The 17,962-nt window shown below is 64.0% G+C and carries 16 protein-coding genes and 1 pseudogene; 13 read left to right on the plus strand and 4 right to left on the minus strand.

Annotation, left to right across the window (positions count from 1 at the left end; translation table 11 throughout):
• Positions 1-19 precede the first annotated feature (19 nt).
• From Q7514_RS06505 to Q7514_RS06535, 7 genes and pseudogenes are all read left to right on the plus strand, one after another.
• Entirely contained in the window at positions 20-415 is a 396-nt protein-coding gene (locus Q7514_RS06505) for a nuclear transport factor 2 family protein (protein WP_330132427.1), read from the plus strand.
• A gap of 104 nt (positions 416-519) precedes the next feature.
• Positions 520-1,677, plus strand: a pseudogene (locus tag Q7514_RS06510) (acyl-CoA dehydrogenase family protein).
• Between the two features lie 220 nt (positions 1,678-1,897).
• Complete coding sequence (locus Q7514_RS06515) at positions 1,898-2,923, plus strand: phosphotransferase family protein (RefSeq protein ID WP_330132428.1); 1,026 nt, start codon at positions 1,898-1,900, stop codon at positions 2,921-2,923.
• Between the two features lie 52 nt (positions 2,924-2,975).
• Positions 2,976-4,280 (plus strand): acyl-CoA dehydrogenase family protein, encoded by a 1,305-nt coding sequence (locus Q7514_RS06520; RefSeq protein WP_330132429.1) that lies wholly within the window; start codon positions 2,976-2,978, stop codon positions 4,278-4,280.
• On the plus strand, positions 4,277-5,023 hold the full coding sequence (locus tag Q7514_RS06525; protein WP_330132430.1) for an SDR family NAD(P)-dependent oxidoreductase: 747 nt from the start codon (positions 4,277-4,279) through the stop codon (positions 5,021-5,023). The genes Q7514_RS06520 and Q7514_RS06525 overlap by 4 nt, the downstream gene beginning before the upstream one ends.
• A 56-nt stretch (positions 5,024-5,079) precedes the next feature.
• Positions 5,080-6,060, plus strand: a complete 981-nt coding sequence (locus tag Q7514_RS06530; protein ID WP_330132431.1) for an NADPH:quinone oxidoreductase family protein — start codon at positions 5,080-5,082, stop codon at positions 6,058-6,060.
• 43 nt (positions 6,061-6,103) lie between these two features.
• Positions 6,104-6,769: a TetR/AcrR family transcriptional regulator gene (locus Q7514_RS06535; RefSeq protein WP_330132432.1), complete on the plus strand. Its 666-nt coding sequence runs from the start codon at positions 6,104-6,106 to the stop codon at positions 6,767-6,769.
• Between the two features lie 96 nt (positions 6,770-6,865).
• Here the strand turns inward: Q7514_RS06535 and Q7514_RS06540 are convergent, their stop codons facing one another.
• Together Q7514_RS06540 and Q7514_RS06545 are read right to left on the minus strand one after the other, a co-directional pair.
• Positions 6,866-9,016: an acyl-CoA dehydrogenase gene (locus tag Q7514_RS06540; protein WP_330132433.1), complete on the minus strand. Its 2,151-nt coding sequence runs from the start codon at positions 9,014-9,016 to the stop codon at positions 6,866-6,868.
• A 44-nt stretch (positions 9,017-9,060) separates the two neighbouring features.
• On the minus strand, positions 9,061-9,819 hold the full coding sequence (locus tag Q7514_RS06545) for an SDR family NAD(P)-dependent oxidoreductase (RefSeq protein WP_330132434.1): 759 nt from the start codon (positions 9,817-9,819) through the stop codon (positions 9,061-9,063).
• Positions 9,820-10,044: 225 nt separating this feature from the next.
• On the opposite strand from Q7514_RS06545, the gene Q7514_RS06550 reads away from it, so the two are divergent.
• Entirely contained in the window at positions 10,045-10,353 is a 309-nt protein-coding gene (locus Q7514_RS06550) for a hypothetical protein (protein ID WP_330132435.1), read from the plus strand.
• A gap of 41 nt (positions 10,354-10,394) precedes the next feature.
• Entirely contained in the window at positions 10,395-11,906 is a 1,512-nt protein-coding gene (locus Q7514_RS06555; RefSeq protein ID WP_330132436.1) for a class I adenylate-forming enzyme family protein, read from the plus strand.
• Positions 11,907-11,954: 48 nt separating this feature from the next.
• On the opposite strand, the gene Q7514_RS06560 is transcribed toward Q7514_RS06555, so the two are convergent.
• The gene (locus tag Q7514_RS06560; protein ID WP_330132437.1) at positions 11,955-12,758 is read right to left on the minus strand and encodes a FadR/GntR family transcriptional regulator; all 804 of its coding nucleotides are present in this window, start codon (positions 12,756-12,758) and stop codon (positions 11,955-11,957) included.
• Positions 12,759-12,943: 185 nt separating this feature from the next.
• Here Q7514_RS06560 and Q7514_RS06565 point away from each other — a divergent pair, with 185 nt between their 5' ends.
• Together Q7514_RS06565 and Q7514_RS06570 are read left to right on the plus strand one after the other, a co-directional pair.
• A complete protein-coding gene (locus Q7514_RS06565; protein WP_330132438.1) occupies positions 12,944-14,224 on the plus strand; it encodes an FAS1-like dehydratase domain-containing protein in 1,281 nt (426 codons plus the stop codon).
• Between the two features lie 12 nt (positions 14,225-14,236).
• Entirely contained in the window at positions 14,237-15,073 is an 837-nt protein-coding gene (locus Q7514_RS06570; RefSeq protein ID WP_330132439.1) for an enoyl-CoA hydratase/isomerase family protein, read from the plus strand.
• 67 nt (positions 15,074-15,140) lie between these two features.
• Here Q7514_RS06570 and Q7514_RS06575 read toward each other — a convergent pair whose 3' ends face one another.
• A complete protein-coding gene (locus Q7514_RS06575; RefSeq protein ID WP_330132440.1) occupies positions 15,141-15,941 on the minus strand; it encodes a FadR/GntR family transcriptional regulator in 801 nt (266 codons plus the stop codon).
• Positions 15,942-16,192: 251 nt separating this feature from the next.
• On the opposite strand from Q7514_RS06575, the gene Q7514_RS06580 reads away from it, so the two are divergent.
• On the plus strand, positions 16,193-17,386 hold the full coding sequence (locus Q7514_RS06580) for a thiolase C-terminal domain-containing protein (RefSeq protein ID WP_330132441.1): 1,194 nt from the start codon (positions 16,193-16,195) through the stop codon (positions 17,384-17,386).
• Positions 17,383-17,814 carry a Zn-ribbon domain-containing OB-fold protein gene (locus Q7514_RS06585; RefSeq protein ID WP_330132442.1) on the plus strand — a complete coding sequence of 144 codons (432 nt, stop codon included), beginning with the start codon at positions 17,383-17,385 and terminating at the stop codon, positions 17,812-17,814. The genes Q7514_RS06580 and Q7514_RS06585 overlap by 4 nt, the downstream gene beginning before the upstream one ends.
• Positions 17,815-17,962: the final 148 nt, after the last annotated feature.

A 17,962-nucleotide genomic window follows, 5' to 3' on the forward strand; every position in this document is an offset into this window, starting at 1 on the left:
AGCGGAAGGAGTGATCCATATGCAGCCTCTGGACAGGCCCCACGTGATCCGTGCATGGCATGCCCTCATGGAACGGCCCGATCCTGACGTGCTGCAGGCCCTCCTTGCTCCTGGCGTCGTATTTCGATCGCCGGCGGTTCATACTCCTCAGGAAGGCACAGACCGCACCTTCTCCTACCTGTGGGCCGCGATCCAAGTCTTCGGACCCGGCCTCGACTACTGGCACGAGTGGCACGACGAGAGTTCCGCTGTCCTGATGTTCACCGCCGTCGTCGACGGCCTGACGGTCGAGGGCGTCGACATCGTCCGGTGGGACGCCGACGACCGCATCGTCGAATTTACTGTCATGGTGCGACCGTACAAAGGATTACAAGCACTCATCGGTGCGATGGGACGGAAGTTGGAAAGCGCGTGATGGCATGACGTTCCAGCACTGCCATCGACGTACGCCAAGGGCGACGCGCACTGCCTTGCTCATCCACCGTCATTCGATTCACACATCCTCTCGAAAGTTCACCTATGCAGCGCACATTCTTCGAAGGCGATCACGAAGCGTACCGTCACACGGTCCGCGAGTTCCTGGCTCGTGAGGTCGAGCCACACTACGAACGCTGAGAGGACGATCGGTTGGTCGATCGTTCTGCCTGGCTTGCGGCCGGCAAATCCGGCATCATCGGCCTGGCTGTGCCGGAGGAGTTCGGTGGCTCGGGCGTCTCGGATTGCCGATTCCGCTATGTCACCGCAGAGGAGATCGCCCGCACCGGCACGACCTCCTTCGGATCGGGAATCAGCCTGCAGGACGACGTTGCACTCCCGTACATCATCGATCTGGGCACCGATGAGCAGCAGCGTCGTTGGTTGCCCCGCATGGCTGCCGGTGACCTCATCGGAGCCATCGCTATGACGGAACCCGGCACGGGCTCGGATCTGCAGGGCATCAAGACCTCTGCGGTCCGAGATGGCGACCACTGGGTCCTCAATGGGCAGAAGACCTTCATCACCAACGGTATTCATTCCGATGTGGTGATCGTCGTGGCCCGCACCAATCCGGGCGCCGGTTCCCGTGGATTCTCCCTGTTGGTTGTCGAGCGCGATACGCCCGGATTCAGTCGAGGGCGCAAACTGCACAAGGTCGGCCTCGCGGCACAGGACACCGCTGAACTGGCCTTCGAGGATGTGCGGGTGCCGGATGTGAACCTGCTCGGCACTGAGGGCAGGGGCTTCTTCCATTTGATGGAACACCTTCCTCTCGAACGCATCTCGATCGCTGTCGCCGCGATCGCCGCAGCACGCGCGGCCTACGAGTGGACGCGTGAGTACGTGTTCGAGCGCAAGGCATTCGGCAAACCCGTCGGAGACCTCCAGAACACCCGCTTCGCGCTCGCCGAGATGCTCACCGAAATCGAGGTGGCCCGATCGCACATCGACCAGTGCGTTCTCGCGCTCAATGCCGACGAACTGACTGCCGTCGATGCCGCGAAAGCCAAGTGGTGGGCCAGCGAACTACAGAAACGCGTCGTAGACAGGTGCGTCCAATTGCACGGCGGCTACGGATACATGATGGAGTACCCCATCGGACGCGCGTTCGTCGACAGCCGTGTCCAAACACTCTACGGCGGCACTACCGAGGTCATGAAGGAAATCATCGGCCGAGACATCGCTGCGCGGACAACGTGACTCGATACCCGCATGCACTGGACGTGGCAGGGAATGGGGAAACTCCCTTCCCTGCCTTCGTCATTGCTGTGGACTGTGTCCGACAGGCACCTTTCCGTCATGTCGAGGGGCGAGGTTGACAGCAGCAGAAAAGTCAGAATACTATTCTCAGAATAGCAATCTGAGTTTTGTACCCGAGCAGAACTTTGCCGGGAAGTCTTCAGTGGAAGGGCCCCATCGCGTGACGCTCATCGACGACGAACAACTCCGCGCCGACCTGGCCGTACGCGCCACGCGCGCCGGACAAGAATGGCGTGAAGGCCTCTTGGTCACAGACGTACGTCCACTCGCCGGCGGTTCTTCGAGCCTCACCTTCATCTCAGATGCCTCGTCGGCTGCGGGCGAGCAGCAGATGGTCCTCAAGGTTGCACCTCCCGGGCTCGAGCCAGTCCGCAACCGCGACGTGCTGCGGCAGGGACGCCTGATGAACGCGCTGCACGGTGCACGCGGCGTCAAGGTGCCGGAAGTCTACTTTTGCGGCCCGAGCCAATCAAAGGAGGCGCCGCCGTTCGTGGCCATGGCGTTCGTGCCGGGAGAATGCGTCGAACCTCTGCTCGCCGACGAGCGCAGCGACGCGTTCCGGGAGCAGACACGCACGCGATTCCTCGATGCCGCCCGCATGCTCGGCAATCTGCACCATGTCGTCCCAGTCGAGGTAGGTCTCGGCGACGAACCGGTGGTGAGCATCGAGAACGAGATCGACCGATGGACAAAGGCATTCACCACGGTTCCCGAGGATCTGAGCGGCGACTACGAGACATGTGCGAAGGCTCTGCACGCGACGATCCCGAAGTCGATGGCACCGGTCGTGAATCACGGGGACTTCCGTCTCGGCAATACCCTGTGTGACGGCGCGCGGGTCACGTCGATCATCGACTGGGAGATCTGGTCGGTCGGCGATCCCCGCATCGACCTGACATGGTTGACATACTTCACCGACGAAGCCCGACATCCGGCACGCCCCAACGATGAGCCCTGTGGCGCACCGACGATCGCCGAGGTCGTCCGGGAGTACGAAGCCTCGTTCGGCGCGACGATTCCTGATATCGAATGGTTCGACGCACTCACGCGTTACAAGGAAGCCGCCGCGACCGCGCTGCTGATCAAGCGTGCGCGCAAGCACAACACGATGAACCCCTCCTTCGAGCGGATGGAGCCGGCACTGCCAGACCTCCTCCGCGAGGCGCTCGCTCTCGTCGGCGGCTGACAGCCAGACCGGCACACCAGACCGCACCACGAACTTCACGTAAGGAACGACTATGTGGGATTTCCAGACCGATCCGGAATTTCAGGAGAAGCTCGACTGGGTCGAAACCTTCGTCCGTGAGGAGTGCGAGCCGCTCGATCTGCTCTTTCCGCACCTCGGCCAGCCGTACAACACGGAGAACAAGGCAGCCCGAGCGATACTCGAGCCACTGCAGGAGCGCGTCAAGGAGCAGGGTCTATGGGCGTGCCACCTTGGCCCCGAGCTCGGTGGTCAGGGGTACGGACAGCTCAAGCTTGCGCTGCTCAACGAGATTCTCGGTCGCTCGATGTGGGCACCGACGGTCTTCGGCACGGCCGCTCCTGACACCGGAAACGCCGAGATCCTGGCGATGTTCGGCACCGATGAGCAGAAGGCCAGCTACCTGCAGCCGCTGCTGGACGGCGACATCGTCTCGACCTTCTCGATGACCGAACCCCAGGCGGGCGCAGACCCCAAGGAGTTCATCTGCTCGGCGCGTAAAGACGGCGACGAATGGGTGATCAGCGGCGAGAAGTGGTTCTCGTCGAACGCACGGTACGCGTCGTTCCTGATCGTCATGGCCGTCACGGATCCCGAGGCCTCGCCGTACCGACGGATGTCGATGTTCGTCGTCCCGGCCGAGACGCCCGGTGTCGAGATCATCCGCAACGTCGCCGTGATGGGCGATCGCGAGGAACTCGACGAGGGTACCCACGCGTACATCCGGTACAACGACGTGCGTGTGCCTGCGGACGCCATCCTCGGCGGCCCGGGTCAAGGGTTCGAGGTTGCGCAGGCTCGCCTCGGCGGTGGGCGAGTGCACCACGCGATGCGCACGGTCGGCAAATGCCAGCGCGCCTTCGACATGATGGCCGAGCGAGCACTGTCGCGAACCACACAGGGCGAGGCCCTTGCGAAAAAGCAGCTCGTTCAACAGTTCATCGCGGACTCTGCCATCGAACTCGAACAGTTCCGCCTGCTCGTTCTGATGACCGCGTGGATCATCGACACCCAGCCGCACGGCGCCGCTCGCACCCACATCGCGATGTGCAAGGTGGCGATGGCGAAGATCTACCACGACATCGTCCACCGGGCGATCCAGGTGCATGGCTCCCTCGGTGTCACCGTCGAGTTGCCGTTGCACGATATGTGGTCGGGCTGCTTGTCGCTCGGCCTTGCCGACGGACCGACCGAGGTGCACAAGGTTGCCGTCGCCCGCGGCGTGCTGAAGAACTACGAGCCCGCCCCGACCTTGTTCCCCACTGAGCACATCCCCACCCGGCTCGCGGCTGCCAAGGCCAAGCACGCCGACGTTCTCGGGGAGTACGGAATCGCATGACCGACAACCTGTTCGACCTGACAGGAAAGGTTGCCCTGGTGACCGGAGGTAGTCGTGGGCTCGGGCGCCAGATGGTGTTGGCCTTCGCGCGCGCCGGAGCCGACGTGGTGATCACCAGCCGCAAGATCGACGCGTGCACCGAGGTGGGGAAGGAAGTTGAGGCGCTCGGGCGCAAGGCGCTGCCCGTCGCGTGCCATGTCGGAAAATGGAGCGATATCGATGCGCTGATCGAGTCTATCTACGGGACCTTCGGCAAGGTCGACATTCTCGTCAACAACGCGGGGATGTCGCCGGTCGCGCCGTCTTCCGCAGAGACTACCGAGGCGTTGTTCGACAAGGTCATCGACGTGAACTTCAAGGGACCGTTCCGGCTCAGCGCCCGGATCGGTGAACGGATGGCCGAAGGTGACGGCGGCTCGATCATCAATGTGTCGTCGTCCGGCGCGATTTTCCCCGCCCCGAAGTTCGGCCCCTACGCCGGAGCGAAGGCGGCTCTGAATGCGCTGACTGGTGTGTTCGCGCGTGAGTTCGGCCCCGAGGTCAGGGTCAACACAATCTCTGCGGGTCCGTTCCTCACCGATATTTCCGACGCCTGGCCCGAGGAGTCGCGCCGTTCCACCCGCAGTGCGGTCGGACGGCCGGGGAATCCGGAGGAGATCGTCACCACCGCTCTGTATCTGGCCAGCCCCGCATCGAGCTACACCACATCATCGTTCGTGCGTGTGGATGGCGGACTGTACTGACGCACCGAGAATCCCCGGTGCCCCGACAATCTCAGGTGTCAGGAGATGCGTAACCGATGCGAGCAGCACGATGTGACAGGTACGGCTCACCGGATGTGGTGACGGTTTGGGACGTGCCGGATCCAACCCCCGGGGCGGGCGAAGTGCTGGTCGAGATTCGCGCTGCGGCCGTCAATTTTCCTGATGTCCTGACTGTTGCCGACAAGTACCAGGTGTCCGTTCCCACCCCGTTCACTCCGGGTAGCGAGTTCGCCGGAGTCGTGCGGTCGGCGGGAGTGGACGTCCGGTCGGTCGAACCGGGCGACGCCGTCATGGGTTCGGCGATGACCGGAGCCTTCGCAGAACTGATCTGTGTGCCCGAAGGTGCGCTCACTCCCAAACCCGACGGCCTCGACTGGATTTCTGCGGCGGCCTTCCGCGTCACCTACACCACGGCGTATCACGCCTTGGTGACCTTCGGCGGGATGAGGGCCGGCGACTGGGTGGTAGTGCTCGGCGCCGCCGGGGGAGTGGGCACTGCAGCGGTCGACGTCGCACGCCGACTCGGTGCCAGGGTGATTGCCTGCGCGTCATCAGAGGAGCGGCTGGCTGCGGTGGCGACGCTGGGCGCGGAGGTCGGAGTTTCCTACGATTTGCAAGACCTCAAGGCGCGCATCAAGGAGATCACCGGTGGTGGCGCGCAGGTCGTGATCGACCCGGTCGGCGGTAGGTATGCGGAACCGGCGCTGCGGGCGTTGGCCCCCGGCGGCACGTTCGTCACAGTGGGGTATGCAACCGGTGAGATTCCGCGAATACCGTTGAATCTCGTTCTGTTGAAGGATCTTACGATACGGGGAGTCGAGTTGCGTACCCTCGCGCAGCGGCATCCGGACGCACCGGCGCGCGCACAGCAGGCCCTTGCCGCGCTCGTGTCGGATGGGATGAGACCACTGGTGTCGCAGGTGTTCGGCTTGGACGACGTTGCCGGGGCGCTGACGAGCTTGAACGACCGGGCTGCGGTCGGAAAGGTTGTCATTGCCCTCGGCGGCGCGTGCTAATCTCAGAACCGTATTCTGCGTCGTATGGAGGTGAAAGTCGGCTGTGTCCTCATCTCCTGCCGATTCGTTCGACACCGACTTCTTGGTGATCTCCGGGGGCCGCCAACTACGCCGCGCCGCCCATCCTGCCCGTCAGGAAGCGTATGACGCCGAGGTCCGGGCCCTGATCCGGGCGACCTCCGAGGTGATGCTACGCAAAGGCTGCACCGAGGTGCCGAAGGTCAGTGAAATCGTCCGCGAGGCCGGCATCACCAACCAGGCGTTCTATCGGCACTTCCGTAGTCGCGACGACGTCATCGTCGCCACCTACGAACAGGGCATGCAGACGGTCTACAACTACCTTCGTCACCGCGTGAGCAAGATGTCCTCGTGGCAGGACAAACTCGAAGCATGGATCGACGGAATTATCGCGCAGATCGAGGATCCGCGGCTGGCGGATCTGAGCACCGTCATTCAGTGGAACGTATCCCAGGTGGCCAGAGAAAAAACCGAAATCGAGCCGGTGGGCAGAGAGCGCATCCGTGCGCTGCTGCTGTCCATCCTGACGGAGGCCGGTGTGGCCGATCCCGACCGGCAGGCATTGTTCGTAGACAATCTCGTCACCGGCACCGCGTCGCATTACATGGATACCGGTCAGCAGCCGACGGCCGGTGATCGGGAGGCGCTTCTCCGCTTCTGCCTAGCAGGGCTCGGAAGTCCTCCGGCATAGTCGGATCATCGCTGAGGTCGATCGCCAACGAACGATCACCGGGCACCGGCCAGGTACTCGCTACCTGACCCGGCACCCGGCGTCGATGAGCCTCGTCTAATTGGCGATGTGTTCGCGCGGCAGACCGAGCACCCGTTCGGCGATAACGTTCCGGTTGACCTCGGACGTACCACCCGCGATCGTCATTGCGCGCGACATCAGGTAGCTGTACGCGAGCTGCGGCTCGTCCCCGGCCACTACCGCCGGACCGGCGATACGCAGACCCAGCTCGCCGACGTGCTGCGAATGCTCGGCGACGAGCATCTTGCTGATGCTTCCCTCCGGGCCGGGATCCGCACCCGCCACGGCACGCACGACGTTCCGGACGTTGAGCACACCCATTGCTTGCTCACGTGCGACGAGTTCCGCGATAGCGCGAGTCGTCGTGACATCGCCCGCGGCGTACCTCGCGGCAACGTCGAGCAGCATGTAGGCCGAGCGTTCGTCGCCGCCCGTGCTTCCGCCGCCGATCGACACCCGCTCGTTGCCGAGGGTTGCGCGCGCGACCGTCCATCCGTTGTCGACCGCTCCCACCACGTCCTCGTCGGGAACGAACACGTCGTCGAAGAACACCTCGTTGAACACGGCGTCCCCCGTGATCTCGCGCAGCGGCCGCACCGTGACACCGGGCGCGTCCAGGTCGACGACCACAGCCGTGATGCCCTTGTGCTTCGGGACGTCACGGTTGGTGCGGATCGTCGCCAGACCGCGGTTACAGTTCTGCGCGTTGGACGTCCACACCTTCTGTCCGGTGATCCGCCATCCGCCGTCCACCTTCACGCCGCGCGTCGACACCGCCGCTGCATCCGACCCAGCACCGGGCTCGGAGAACAGCTGGCACCACACGAGATCGCCCATCAGGCCCGGACGAATCCAGCGCTCGATCTGCTCGGCATTGCCGTGTTGGGTGAGAGTGAGCAGAATCCACGCACCGATACCCAGGTTGGGAAGATCGACTCCACCGAGCTCCTCGTCGATGACGAGCTGCTCGACCGGTGACGCGGCGCGGCCATACGGCTTCGCCCAATGCGGCATGAGATAGCCCGAGTCCACGAGCAGCGCACGACGATCCGCTTCCGATGCTCCCTGGTACTGCTCGACGAACGCACGAGCTTCGGTGCGGAACGTCTCCGCTTCGGCCGGCAGGTCCACCGCGAAGTGGCGACGCACTCCCGCGGTACCCGACGCGACGATCGAATCGAGCGCGGCTGCGGGCTCACCGAACAGTGCGCGCAGAGCCTGGGCTCGGCGGAGGAACAAGTGGCAGTCGTGCTCCCACGTGAACCCGATACCACCGTGAATCTGAATGCTCTTCTCGGCGTTTGCGACATACGAATCGAACGCGAGCGCCCGAGCAACATCGAGAGCGAGTGCGGCCTGCTCACCGTCGGTGCCGGCGCGTGCGGCGTCCCACGCGACGGCGACCGCGAGCTCACTGGTCGCCAGCATGTTCGCGAGGTGATGCTTGATAGCCTGGAACGAACCGATGGCGCGCCCGAACTGTTCCCGAACCTTCGCGTACTCGAGGGCAGCGTCGAGTGTTGCGCGAGCGCCGCCCGCAGCCTCTGCCGCGGCGAGCGTCCGGGCGATGTGGCGCGCACGGCCCGCGGCGCCACTCACGACCGTCAGCGCCGGCGCGTTGTCGAGCAGTACCCGCGCAAGACGCAGAGTCGGCTCGAAATCGGGAGCCGGGACGACGGTGACGGCTGTGTCGTCGGGGGAGACGAGCACGAGGTCGTCTCCGGCGACCAGTGCGAGCACGCTCGCACCGATGGCCCCCACGACGAGCCCGGCAACACCGGAGACCGCTGTGCCGGAAACAGTGAGCGCCCCGGAGGTGCCGAGCCCGGCCACGGTCGAGCCGTCGGCGAATCCGGGCAGCCACCGGGACTGCTGGTCGTCGTCTCCGGCGATTGCAAGTGCCGCGGAGGTTGCGACGGATGCCAGGAACGGAACCGGAACCAGCTGCCGGCCGAGTTCTTCGGCGACGATCGCCACTTCCGGCAATCCGACGTCTTCGCCACCGAAGCGGGAGGGCAGGTGCAGGCCGAGCCAGCCGAGTTCGGCGAGCTGCTTCCAGAGGGAGGTTGTATCGGCGTTCGGGTCGTCGAGTACGCGTCGCGCGAGCGTCGCTGCGTCGTGACCTGTGAGGAACGAGCGGACCGCATCCGCGATGTCGCGGTGGTCGTCGGTGATCGCGAGTGGCATGGAGACTCTTCCTAGGGTGAGTGGTCGTCGAGTGCTGGACTCGATCAGCGCGGAGCGAACCGCTGGCCGGCGTCGAGACGCAGGCACTGCCCGTTGAGCATGGCGTTGTCGACGATCGCGAGGGCGAGTTTTGCATATTCCTCGGGCCGGCCCATGCGCTTGGGGAATGCGGCGTCTTCGACCAGTGGCGCGACGCGGTCGTCGGGGATTGCGGCGGTGGCGCCGGTAGCGAACAGGCTCGGCGCGATCGCGAGCACGCGGATGCCGAAGGAGCCGAGGTCGCGGGCCATGGTCAGGGCCATTCCGGCGATGCCGGCCTTGGCTGCGGTGTAGGCGACCTGTCCGATCTGGCCTTCGAAGGCTGCTATCGAGGCGGTATTGATGATGACGCCGCGCTCGTCGTCCTCGGGTTCGTTGTTCGACATGTGGGCGGCGGCGAGCCGGTTGAGGTTGAACGTGGCGATCAGGTTGAGGTCGACAATGTCTCGGAAGGTCTCGAGATCATGCGGCCCGCCACGGCCGAGGGTTTTCTTGGCCTTGCCACCGCCCGCGGTGGTGACGATGACGTGGAGGCCACCGAGGTCGGTGACGGCCGCGGCGAGCGTCTCCCCGATACCGGTGAAGTCGGTGATGTCGGCCGGGTAGAACGTGCCGCCGATCGCGCTGGCGACCTCCTTGCCGTTGCTGCCCTCACGGTCGAGGATCGCAACCTGCGCGCCCTGTGCGGCGAGCGCCTCTGCGGTGGCCTTGCCCATTCCGGAGGCGCCTCCGACGACGACGGCTTTCTTTCCGCTGATATTCATGCAGACTCTCCTGGTGTTCGGTACGTCCGGTTCGGGTCGTTACGTGAAGGTTGGGGATCACGTGATCTTCGCGTACCGACTCGGTCGTATGTTAGGTCACTTATAGTACTATCTAAACTATGTGACGGGCGCTACTCTGACAATGTCGGTAGCGGTCGGTCACCGAGGTGACATCGCCGGAGCCGCAGAACGGCCCGAGTGCAGAATTGTTCGAATGGAGGAATCGTGATTCTCAAGGTCGGTCAGTCGTTGGCCAGTTCCGTCGACACCACAACGGTGATCGTGGTCCGCGCGCCCAAGGCGGACGTATCGTTGACCTGCGGTGGAGTCGACATGGTCGTCGGCAAGAAGGGACAGGGGGACGGCTCGTCGATCGATCCCGCGCACGTGGGGGGCGCCGAACTGGGCAAGCGCTATGCAGACGACGAGGCCGGAATCGAAATCCTGTGCACCAAGCCCGGCGCGGGCCGACTCGAAGTCGACGGCCGCGTCTTGCCCCTCAAGGCGGCCAAGCCGCTGCCTTCCTCGGACTGATATCCGGTATCGGTGAATCGATTCCTCGAGTGGAGTGACGAATGAATCTCACGATGTTGCTGGACATGGCGGTCGACGGTTTCGGCGACCGCACCGTGGTCGGAAGTCGCGACCTCGGCATCTCGGCGGCCCGGCTGCAGGAACTGTCGATCGCCGGTGCCGCTGCGATCCGTGAAGTGGGGGCCGACTCCGTCGTGTATCTCGCTGTCAACGGCCCGGCGTTTCCCGTGGCCATGTTCTCGGCAGCACGCGCTGGTGTCCCACTCGTTCCGGTCAACTACCGGCTGGGGCGCGAACAGCTCGACGGTCTGCTCGCGAACCACCCACGCGCACTCGGTATCGCCGACCAGGCGCAATCGGACGCTCTCGAGCGGGCTGGCCTGAAAGTCTTCTCGCCTCAGACATGGCTTCAGAACCTCGCGTCCTCGGCGAACACCGAGCTCGACGAGGACGATGTTGTCGACACCGACGCGCCTGCTGTTGTGATCTACACCTCGGGCACCACCTCTGCGCCGAAGGGCGTGCTGCTCCGACATGAGAACCTCACGTCGTACGTGTTCGGATCGGTCGAGTTCGCGTCGGCCGAGGAGACCGACGCAGCGCTCGTCAGCGTCCCGCCGTATCACATCGCAGCGGTTGCGAACGTGATCACGAACCTCTACGCAGGGCGCCGAACCATGGTGCTCGAGCAGTTCACCCCGCAGCAGTGGCTCGACACGGTCCGCCGCGAAGAGGTCACCAACGCACTCGTCGTACCCACGATGCTCGCGCGCATCGTGGAATCCGACGCCGACAAGAGCATCCCGAGTCTGCGAAGCCTGGCGTACGGCGGTGCTCCCATGCCCGCGAAGGTCATCGAGCGTGCCCTGCGGATGTGGCCCGACGCCGGATTCGTCAACGCCTACGGCCTGACCGAAACCAGCTCCACCATTGCAGTTCTCGGGCCCGACGACCATCGGTCGGCGCTCGAAAGCAACGACGAGTCGGTCCGCGCCCGGCTCGGCTCCGTCGGGCAGGTCGTGCCCGGGATCGACCTCGAGATCCGCGACTTCGACGACAGTGTGCTCGAACCGGGTGTGACGGGACGCATCTGCGTCCGTGGCGACCAGGTGTCCGCCGAGTACGCGGGTGTCGGCCGTATGGTCGACGAGCGCGGCTTCTTCGATACCCGCGACAAGGGGTACGTGGACGAGGAAGGATTCCTCTTCGTGGGTGGACGTGTGGACGACACCATCATCCGCGGCGCCGAGAACATTGCGCCCGCTGAAATCGAGGACGTCATCCTCCGGCATCCGGACGTCCTGGACGTTGCCGTCGTCGGCATTCCCGACGAGGAATGGGGTCAGCGCATCGAGGCAGCTGTCGTCCTACGTCCCGGAGTCTCCATCGATGGTGATGATCTACGTGCGTTTGTGCGGGATTCATTGCGCAGCAGCAAGACTCCGGAGCGCATCGTGTACTGGGACGAACTGCCCCGCACCGAGACCGGCAAGCTCGTACGCAGGCACGTGGTGGAGCGTCTCGCCCATCAGGATCAGTCCGCCAAGGTGTGACGATCGCACGCACCGTCCGGTCGGTTCACGCCGGCCGGACGATGCATTTCAGCTGAACAGTTCGACGATGGATGCTCGGCCCACGCCGCCACTGAACAAGATCTTCCCGACCGAACGCAGGTGCGCGGCCCAATGTTCTTCGGCTGCCACTCCGTCGCCGACCGCGACGATGCTGACGAACTTCTCGTACGACCGGAGATTGCGGCGATAGGCGGGCCACGTGCCCTTGCGCCGGGCCCCGCGGTCCAGGGCGGACTTCTGATGCGTCGTGACGATGTCGCGAAGCACGCCGGCCTGGACGCTGAGCGCGTTGTTGCCGCATCGCTCGGTGATGATGGATTGGAAACTGCCGGTGAGCTCCGCCCATATTTCCGGCGCTCGATTCGTTTTCAGGTCTTCCTCGGTGATGTCGCACATCCGATCGATGCATGCGCGTAGATCGTCGAGGTCGTTGTCGGTGCGACGTTCGGTGAACAGTCGAGCGCAAGTAGGTTCGAAAACCATTCGGGCCGAATAGATTTCGTCGAGTGTGGTGCCACTCATCTGCAAGATGAGGCCGACATACCGCGCTGCGACGGAGATGTCGGGGACGGATACAACGGCTCCACCACGCGCTCCGCGCTTGAGTTGGATGAGTGATTCGGCCTCAAGCAGTCGGTATGCCTCTCGCAGCGTGGGGCGGGAAACGCAGAATTCCTCCATCAGTGTCGTTTCGGGCGGAAGAGTATCGCCTTCCTTCAGCTGGCCGCGCACGATCTCGGTGCGGAGGCGGGCGGCGACGAGTTCGGCCGTTTTCGGGATGCGAACGGAACCCGACGCTGCGCCGAGGGGAGCCGGTTCTCGATTGCTCATGGCCTGAGGTTACGTGCTCGTCCTCGAAGGTTGTCGGAGATATACCATTGAATGGCTTTACATCTATGACTAAGTGCACTTACTGTAGGAAGGGGACCGGCGAGGCGGATCATCGCGCCCGCCCACTCAGCCGCTTCGAAGCGCCGGCCACGATCACGGCGCCCCATCGACCACGGAGGTACTCCATGAGCACGTCGGAGACAACGGAAACAAAGCCCGAGATCTACACCTTCCGCGAGGAGGATGTGCAGAAGGCAAAGGATCTCGTCGGTGTGTATCACGCTGTGACGCAGCGCGAGCAGTACACGCGCGCGACACCGGACATCATGCGCAACTTTGCGCGAAGCTACGGTGACGACAATCCGTTGTTCGTCGACGAGGAGTACGGCCTCGACACACGCTGGGGCGGTCAGATTGCGCCTCCGATGATCAACATCGCGCTCACCAAGGATCTGCTTGCGGATCCGGTGCCGAAGGATCAGCGTCGTCCGTCGTTTCGTGGCATCCACGTGTTCGTCTCGGGTACCACCACCGACTGGTACCGCCCGGTCTACGACGGCGACACCTTGTTCTCGTTCCAGGGTTTCGAGAAGGTCGAAGAGAAGCAGTCCGAGTTCGCTGGCCGCTCGTTGATCGTCACGCGTATCCACGTGCAGTTCAACCAGCGCGCCGAGGTTGTTCAGACCCAGCGTGTGATCACGATTCACACCGAGCGTCACGAGTCGAAGAAGCGCAAGAAGTACGACGCGATCGAGCCGGCTTCCTACACTGCCGACGAAATTGCGAAGATCGACGAGATCTACGCGGCCGAGCAGGTTCGAGGAGCGAATACCCGCTACTTCGAGGATGTGGCGGTCGGTGACACCCTCGGCACGATGGCGAAGGGCCCGCTGACCACCACCGACATGGTTGTATTCCACTCGGGTGGTTACGGTTTCGCACCGTACACGCCAACGTCCAGCCGTCTGGCATACAAGAATCGTCAGCGTATCGCAGCGTTCTACATCCCGAACGAGCAGGGAGTCCCGGATGTTGCACAGCGCATCCACTGGGACAGCGAGTACGCCCGCTCGATCGGACTGCCGGCGGCATACGACTACGGCATGATGCGCGATTGCTGGCTCTCACACTTCCTCACCGACTGGATCGGAGACGAGGGTTGGGTCGAGTCCATGTCCAGCCAGATGCGCAAGTTCAACTACGAAGGTGACATTCACACCTTCACCGGTGAGGTCGTCGGCAAGCGCGTCGAGGGTGATCGCTACCTCGTCGACGTCGAACTGCGCGGCACCAGCCAGCGTGGTGAAATCACGTGCCCTGCCACCGCCACCATCTCGCTTCCGAGCCGCGAAACCGGCTTGGCTGTCCTGCCGACCGCACCGGTCGAGTTCGAGCGTGTCGCTGCGAAGATGCTCAAGCGCAGCGGCGAACTGCGTGCGGCGAAGCGTCAGGGTACGAAGGCCTGATCGTTTTACCGCATGACCCGCCGGGGCGCGGCCTTCAAACGTGCCCTGGCGGGCTTTCCGTATCTGTATCCGCCACCGACGTATGACAGCGAGGACCACATGCCGGTAACCATCGAGCTCCGTGACGGAGCAGCGATCGTCACATTGCGTTGGACGGACAAGCGCAATGCCCTGTCGGCAGACGACGCGGACATCGTGTCCGACGCCATCACGGCTGCCGGATCCGAGGCAGATGCCAAGGCGTTGGTCCTGACAGGGGAGGGCACGTTCTCAGCGGGTGGCGATCTGCCGTACTTCGCGGAACTCGGCCGGACGTTGACGCCCGAGGAGATCCACCAGACCATCTACCGTCGTGTGCAGGCAATGGTGCGCGCGCTGCGCGACTGCCCGATCCCGACGATTGCTGCTGTGGACGGCGCAGCCGTCGGTCTGGGCATGGACCTCGCGCTCGCGTGCGACATGCGGTTCGTCGGCCCGAAGGGATTTCTCATGCAGGGATGGGCCCGGGCCGGCCTGATCGCGGGGACCGGAGGCGTGGCACTACTGCACCGCATCGCGCCGGACCTGCTGTGGCGATTGCTCGCGGAACAGGAACGTATCACCGCGAACCGGGCGGTGGAACTTGGGCTGGCGGAACCCGGCGAGCCGGACGCCCTGTCTGCCGCGCTCGCCCGTGTCGAGGCGCTGTCGTACATCGATCGCCGTGTGCTCGGCGATTATGCGGTGCTCGCGCGGAGGGCGGCGTGGCCGGCCGAGGAGAATTTCGACGAGGCGGGCGCGCGCCAGGGCCACCTGCTGTGCTCTTCCGAGTTCCGTGAACTCACGCATCGATTGCTCGGAAAATCCTGAGTCCCAGCTCTTTCGTGACCGCCTCGCACGACGATAGCGGCCGGTCACATACGTGAGCGGGCAACCGTCAGTTCAGGATGTCTCGGACCTGAGTCGACTCGTGACCGACGAGCAACGAGGCCCGAGAGACCGTCACATGCTGTTGCCAGTGGTCGTAGGTGGCGTCGACGTCACCGGCACGCAGGAGCTTTATCAGGCGGCGGCATGACCGGACCAGCAGCTGGTAACTCGCCTCGTACTTTTCACGGTCCACGAGGCTCTTCTGCGCCGTGACAGCCTCCATATGCCGTTCGAAGATCTCGTGCATCATACCGGCGAGCAGCGAGAGGGTGGCGTTGCCGCACAGCTGCACCAGGCGCAGGTGAAACGCTGCGGCCCCCGCGGAGAGCTTGTTTGCGAGATACGACGCAGGAATATCTTCGTCGATCATGCGCGCGAGTTCGTCGAATTCGGTGTCGCTCCCTGTCAGTGCCAGCAGGCGCGCGGCATGGGGTTCGATTGCCTGCCGGACGACGAGCACGTCGGCAACCGTGGCGCCGGACAGTTCGAGGAGTAGCGACGCCGGGCGGGCCACGATTTCAGGGCCGGGCACGCACACCCGTGCGCCGGAGCGCGAACCGCGCCGCACTTCGACGAGCCGTTCGGCCTCGAGTACGCGAACGGCCTCACGCAGGGTCGGTCTGCTCACGGAGAAATGCTCCATCAGCTCGACCTCGTGCGGCAACCGGTCTCCGTCGGTCAGTTCTCCGTCGACAATCATGCGTCTCAATCTCAATGCCACCAGTTCGGCCGTCTTCGGGGTACGAATCGGTCGCGACGACGTGGTGCCGAGCGAGTCGAAAATCGGGGCGAACGATTCTTCGGCCACGAATACCTCCGGTAAGGGGCGAGGGAGACGCAAGTGGGCTCGCTCTGGACACAGACGATGTAGACAAGACAACAGGTCGAATATCGGCTGACGCTGGAGTCCGGACCGTTCATAGCTTACTATGTGATACATGTCATTTGTGCATTTCACCGTGACATGTGCGTGAAGCCGGTACGGGCTCCACTCGGGCACCGTCGGGTGCTCGCCGTTGGTTCCTCGGCCGACCGGAATTACCGAACGGAGAAGCTGTCTTGAGTAACGGACTGCGGGATGTCGCCATTGTCGGTGTCGGCGCCACCCCCTATTACAAGCGCGGAGGATCCGCGCCCCAGACGATTACGGAACTTGCCGGCAAAGCAATCCTCGCAGCGTGCGAGGACGCCGGAATCTCAGTGAAGGAAATCGACGGTTTCGCCTACTACTCCGGCGCAGGCGCCGGGTACGGCCAGAAGATGGATACCGCCGACTTCATGGAGACCCTGGGCATCCCCGAGGTCACCTTCACGGCATCACTGACCTCCGGTGGCGGCGGCGCCTCCGGATCGATCGGCCTGGCGCGCGCCGCGATCGTAGCCGGTGACGCAACGACGGTGGTCACGGTCATGGCGCTCCAGCAGGATCAGCAGCGTCTGGGCACGGTGTTCGCAGCCTCGGCGCCGAACCCGACCAACTCGTTCCTGCAGCCCTCGGGCCTCGCCGGCCCCGGACACCTGATGTCGGTGCTCGCGCGTCGTCACATGCACCTGTACGGCACCACGCGTGATGCGTTCGCCGAGATTGCCATCTCCGAGCGGCAGAACGCCCTCAACCGTCCCAAGGCGATCCAGAAGAAGCCCCTCACCAAGGAGGACTACTTCAACGGCCGCATGATCGCAGACCCCTTGTGCCTGTACGACTTCTGCCTCGAGACCGAGGGTGCTGTTGCAGTGATCACCACGAGCGCCGAGCGTGCGAAGGATCTGCGGCAGACGCCGGTCCCGGTCGTGGCGGTCGCGCACGGCGGTCGGCGCGAATGGGGTCGCGCGTTCGCGTGGTACGGCATGCCCGACGAGTATTTTGCCTCGGCAGGAAACAAGCCGATCGCCAATCGTTTGTACGAGCAGTCCGGCCTGTCGGCGAAGGACATCGACGTTGCACTGCTCTACGACCACTTCACGCCCATGGTTCTGATGCAGCTCGAGGATTACGGATTCTGCGAGCGCGGCGAGGGCGGTGCGTTCGTCGAGAGCGGTGCAATCCGGTACGAGGGCGGCTCGATACCGGTGAATACACACGGCGGTCAGCTGTCCGAGGCCTACATCATCGGAATGACACACATCATGGAGGCGGTGGAGCAGATGCGAGGCACTGCGATCAACCAGGTCAAGGACGCCGAGTTCGCGCTTGCGACCGGCGGTCCCGCGTCGCTGCCCGTCAGCGGCCTTATCCTGGGACGTGCGGCATGAGCGACATCGTGGCAACGCCGCTTCCTGGTGACACCGTTCGGATCACGACAGATCCGCATACCGAACCCTTCTGGCAGGCTGCCAAGGAAGATCGCCTCGTCGCGTGCCAGTGCGCGGACTGCGGGCACTTCCGGATGCCTCCCACCCCGTTCTGCCCCGAATGCCAGTCCACGGAGAAGAAGTGGCCGGAGCTGTCCGGGCGTGGCACTGTCTACAGCTTCGCGGTAGTGCACGGTTTTCCGGGTCTGCCCGACATCACGGTCGTCGGAGCAGTGATCGACCTCGCCGGTGCCTCCCCGGCCCGGCTGGTCACGAATGTCGTCGACATCGATCCCGACGAGGTCGCGATCGGTATGGAGGTCGAGGTGCGGTTCTCCCCGATCACCGAAGGGTGGAAGCTGCCCGTGTTTCGTCCTGTGACGGACTGAAATCTGCGCGTGCGCACAACGGGATAGCGGGCGCTCTACAGCCGGTGCCTCGAACACTTAGGTGTTCGAGGCACCGGCTGCCGGCGCTCACGAGGGAGTCAACGTAGTTAACTAAGTATTGTTGACAAGCTAAGTGGTGCGACTCACA

Origin of the sequence: Rhodococcus artemisiae, from assembly GCF_036327795.1 — a bacterium.
In the GTDB taxonomy this organism is placed as follows: domain Bacteria; phylum Actinomycetota; class Actinomycetes; order Mycobacteriales; family Mycobacteriaceae; genus Rhodococcus; species Rhodococcus artemisiae.

What these genes read in the sequence shown, in the direction of transcription:
- Q7514_RS06525 (WP_330132430.1), top strand. Translation starts at nt 4,277, where the DNA reads ATGACCGACAACCTGTTCGACCTGACAGGAAAGGTTGCCCTGGTGACC.
- Q7514_RS06505 (WP_330132427.1), top strand. Translation starts at nt 20, where the DNA reads ATGCAGCCTCTGGACAGGCCCCACGTGATCCGTGCATGGCATGCCCTC.
- Q7514_RS06530 (WP_330132431.1), top strand. Translation starts at nt 5,080, where the DNA reads ATGCGAGCAGCACGATGTGACAGGTACGGCTCACCGGATGTGGTGACG.
- Q7514_RS06540 (WP_330132433.1), bottom strand. Translation starts at nt 9,016, where the DNA reads ATGCCACTCGCGATCACCGACGACCACCGCGACATCGCGGATGCGGTC.
- Q7514_RS06545 (WP_330132434.1), bottom strand. Translation starts at nt 9,819, where the DNA reads ATGAATATCAGCGGAAAGAAAGCCGTCGTCGTCGGAGGCGCCTCCGGA.
- Q7514_RS06570 (WP_330132439.1), top strand. Translation starts at nt 14,237, where the DNA reads ATGACCCGCCGGGGCGCGGCCTTCAAACGTGCCCTGGCGGGCTTTCCG.
- Q7514_RS06565 (WP_330132438.1), top strand. Translation starts at nt 12,944, where the DNA reads ATGAGCACGTCGGAGACAACGGAAACAAAGCCCGAGATCTACACCTTC.
- Q7514_RS06555 (WP_330132436.1), top strand. Translation starts at nt 10,395, where the DNA reads ATGAATCTCACGATGTTGCTGGACATGGCGGTCGACGGTTTCGGCGAC.
- Q7514_RS06585 (WP_330132442.1), top strand. Translation starts at nt 17,383, where the DNA reads ATGAGCGACATCGTGGCAACGCCGCTTCCTGGTGACACCGTTCGGATC.
- Q7514_RS06560 (WP_330132437.1), bottom strand. Translation starts at nt 12,758, where the DNA reads ATGAGCAATCGAGAACCGGCTCCCCTCGGCGCAGCGTCGGGTTCCGTT.
- Q7514_RS06520 (WP_330132429.1), top strand. Translation starts at nt 2,976, where the DNA reads ATGTGGGATTTCCAGACCGATCCGGAATTTCAGGAGAAGCTCGACTGG.